This window comes from Streptomyces sp. L500 (genome assembly GCF_054551825.1).
Genome location: NZ_JBTOLC010000101.1, coordinates 1 through 3,509, shown reverse-complemented (window position 1 = coordinate 3,509; position 3,509 = coordinate 1). Strand labels below are relative to the sequence as shown.

3 protein-coding genes are annotated in these 3,509 nt (G+C 67.4%); 1 reads left to right on the top strand and 2 read right to left on the bottom strand.

Annotated features, from left to right (window positions below; all coding sequences use genetic code 11):
• The first annotated feature begins 250 nt into the window (after window positions 1–250).
• A complete protein-coding gene (locus ACX9I7_RS32395; protein ID WP_459389368.1) occupies window positions 251–889 on the top strand; it encodes an HAD family hydrolase in 639 nt (212 codons plus the stop codon).
• Between the two features lie 52 nt (window positions 890–941).
• On the opposite strand, the gene istB is transcribed toward ACX9I7_RS32395, so the two are convergent.
• Complete coding sequence (gene istB, locus ACX9I7_RS32390; RefSeq protein WP_459389367.1) at window positions 942–1,736, bottom strand: IS21-like element helper ATPase IstB; 795 nt, start codon at window positions 1,734–1,736, stop codon at window positions 942–944.
• Complete coding sequence (gene istA, locus ACX9I7_RS32385) at window positions 1,733–3,355, bottom strand: IS21 family transposase (RefSeq protein WP_459389369.1); 1,623 nt, start codon at window positions 3,353–3,355, stop codon at window positions 1,733–1,735. Before istA ends, istB begins: the two co-directional genes overlap by 4 nt.
• Window positions 3,356–3,509 lie beyond the last annotated feature (154 nt).

Sequence of the window (3,509 nt, the reverse complement as noted above, 5' to 3'; positions counted from 1 at the left end):
TGGCTTCGATCACTTCTTGCGACAGCGTTTGTTAACGAGTTCTGACGGCATCGACCGGTCGGGGGCCTCGCGGATCGTCACGAGTTTTGACGGCACCTGCGGATGAGTCAGGCCAGCGGCTTGCGACAGGGCTGTCACAAGCTTCGAAGATCACTTGACCTTGCCCCAGAGGGCGAGACGACAGTGTCTCTGTCGATCGCATGAGCGAGCGGTGATGCTCGCTGGTCAAGGACGAAGAGGGGGAGTTCGCGTGACCGCGACCTGCGTCATTCTCGACATCGGCGGCGTGCTGGAGATCACGCCGGAAACCGGATGGGTGCAACGGTGGGAAGAGCGGCTGAAGCTGCCACTGGGCACTGTCCATGAACGGATGCGCGACGTGTGGCGAGCTGGGAGCGTCGGGGCCATCAGCGAGCGAGAGGTCTACGAGCAAGTGGCGGTCCGATTAGGGCTCGACGCCCACCAATGTGAAGCCTTCATGGCTGATCTCTGGGCGGAGTATCTGGGGACGCCGAACGAGGACCTCATCGACTATGTGCGGGGGCTGCAGGGACACTGCAGGCTGGGCATTCTGAGCAACAGCTTCGTCGGCGCCCGGGAGCGGGAGACGGCGCTGTACCACTTCGACGAATTGGTGGAGCAGATCGTCTACTCCCACGAGATCGGCATCGAGAAGCCCGACCTGCGTGCGTTCGAGGCCGCGTGCGCCAGCTTGAACGTGCGGCCGGAGAACTGCCTGTTCATTGACGATGTCACAGTCAACGTTGAGGCCGCCCAGGTGGCGGGCATGCAGGCGCATCTGTTCGAGGACAACGCCCGGACCATCACGCGCATCGCGGCTCATTTGGATGCTGGTCCCTTGCTCCCAGGGCGTGTCCCGCTCGCGTGACGTCGGCCTGGCCGGTCTGTGGCCGTTGCCGGCCAGGCGTCGAAGTGGTTGATCAGCCCGCTGCGGTCTGTTCCGCTCGGGCTCGTGTGCTGGCGAGTCGGTAGGAGTCGGTGCCGGTCTCGATGATCGTGCCGTTGAACGTGAGGCGGTCCACGATGGCTGCGCAGAGCCGCGGGTCGGTGAACGTCTTGGTCCAGCCACCGAACGACTCGTTGGAGGCGATGGCGACGCTGTTCTTCTCCTCGCGCTCTGTCAGTACCTGGAAGAGCAGTTCGGCGCCGTGCCGGTCGAGTTCCATGTAGCCGAGTTCGTCGATGCAGAGCAGGTCGACGCGGCCGTAGCGGGCGATGGTCTTGTTCAGCTGCTTCTCGTCTGCGGCCTCGACCAGTTCGTTGACCAGCTTCGTGGCGAGCGTGTAGCGGACGCGGTAGCCCTTCATCGCGGCCTCCGTCCCGAGGGCGATGAGCATGTGGGACTTGCCGGTGCCGGAGTCGCCGATCAAGCAGAGCGGCTGCCCCTTCTTGATCCACTCGCAGGAGGCGAGGGTGTGGATGGTGGCCGGGTCGATGTTGGGATTGGCGTCGAAGTCGAAGGTCCGCAGGGACTTCTCCCTCGGGAAGCCGGCCGCCTTGATCCGCCGCTCGGAGCGGCGGCGGGCCCGGTCGTCGCATTCGGCCATCAGCAGCTCGGCGAGGAAGCCGCGGTAGGTCATCTGGTCCTTCACCGCCCGGTCGGCGATGTCGGAGAACTCGTTGCGGATCGACGGAAGCCGCAGCATGCGGCAGGCGGTGTCGATCGCGGCGTCGGCGGCCTGCTCTGTCAAGCCTCGCTGGCGGGGCAGGGTCACTGGGCTTCTTCCTCTCGGTGGGCGCCGCCGATGGCGCGACGGCGTCGGAGCAACTGGTCATAGGGGGTCACCGAGGGCAGCGGCCTGGTGTCCGGCGGCAGCTGGGCAAGCCTCCACTCGTGCAGAAACGTCACGTTTCCCGGTGTCGGTCCCGGACCGGTGACGGGCGGTTCGTCCTCGGCTTGGGCGGCCTTGCGGGCCTCCAGCGCGACCGCGTCCGCGGTCAGGGCCCCGGCCCGCAGGGCCGTGGCCAGCCCGGCGACCAGGTGCTCGTGCGGGGTGTGCCGGCCCAGCAGCAGCACCTCGATCAGCGCCCGGGTGCCGTCCCGCTCGCCGTGGACCTTGCGGGCCTGAGCCCACCAGGCGTCATGGACGGGGGTGAACTTGCCTGCCGAGCGGGCCTGTTCGAGGGCGGTGGCACCGGGGAAGGCGCCCGGCTTGCGGATCAGGGCTTCGAGGTAGTGGTCCAGCTCCAGGCGGCAGCCGGCCTTGGCGATCAGCCGCTCGTGCCGGGCGACTTCCACATTCTGGTCGTAAACCACCAGGTGAGAGGCGTGCAGGACGACACGGACACGCTTGCCGATCAGGCGGACGGGCACCGAGTAGCGGTTGGTGCGGACGGTGATCTGGCTGTAGCGGTCGACCCTGGGAGTGAACACCCGCCCGGTCTCGAACGGCTCATCCGGCAGCGGCAGCAGCAGCGGCCGTTCGATCTCGAAGTACTCGTCGATGGTCCGCGGCCGGGAGCCGATCCGCCGCCGGCCGTCGTGCAGGTCCCATTGCTCAACCATCTCGTTCAGCTCCGCCAGCGAGGAAACCTCCGGCACCGGCGTGAAGTGGTTGCGTCGGAAGTAGCCGATCTGCCCCTCGACCCCGCCCTTCTCGTGGGCGCCGTCGATGCCGGGGCGGCAGTAGAAGCTCTCGATGCCGAAGTGCGACCGGAAGGCGATCCACCGGTCGGTCTCCACCCTTGCCCGGCTCAGCCCCAGCACCTGGGCGACGGCGGCCTTGAGGTTGTCGTAGCGCACCCGGCCCCGCGGGACACCGCCCAGCGTCCGCAGCGCGTGCACGTGGCCCTCGAAGAAGGCTTCCTGGCCGGCGGAGGCGAAGACCCGGTGGACGGCCTTGCCCGAATATGACAGGCGGAAGGAGAACAGGTAGCAGGTCACCAGCTCGCCGGCGAGCCGCACGGCCACGTCTCCGAAGTCGACCTCCGCCTCTATCCCTGGTGGGTGGGTCTGCGGGACGAACGCCTCGATGGGCGCCTTGCCCGCCTCCACCGCGATCTGCGGCTTCCGGTCAGCGACATAGCGTCTGACCATCGGATACGACACGTCGGCAGCGTGTTCCTCGACCAGCCGGTGGAAGATCCGCGTCACCGTGTGCCGCTGCTTGCGCGGCGCGTCCAGGTCCGCCCGCAGGATCCCGTCGATCACCGCCTTGTACGGATCCAGCGCCGACGGGCGCGGCGGCAGCGGCTTGCGCGGCTCCGGCCAGGCCGAGTCCAGGGCCTTGCGGACCGTCCGCCAGCCGACGTTGTACTTGCGCTCCAGTTCCCGCATCGCCAGGCCGGCCCGGTGGTCCCGCCGGATCGCCGCGTACAGCTCGACCTTCGACATCTGCGGCATGACCAGGACCTTTCACCGGGAACACCCCGATGCTGTCCTGGCAAGCCCCCTACTGCCGTCAAAACTCGTGAACATCACCCGACCGTGGATCTGGGCGCCTCCCAAACCCGTGTACAACCGCCGTCACGACTCATGAAGAAAGCCA

Coding starts and splice junctions, on each gene's coding strand:
- istA (WP_459389369.1), bottom strand. CDS start 3,355: ATGTCGAAGGTCGAGCTGTACGCGGCGATCCGGCGGGACCACCGGGCC.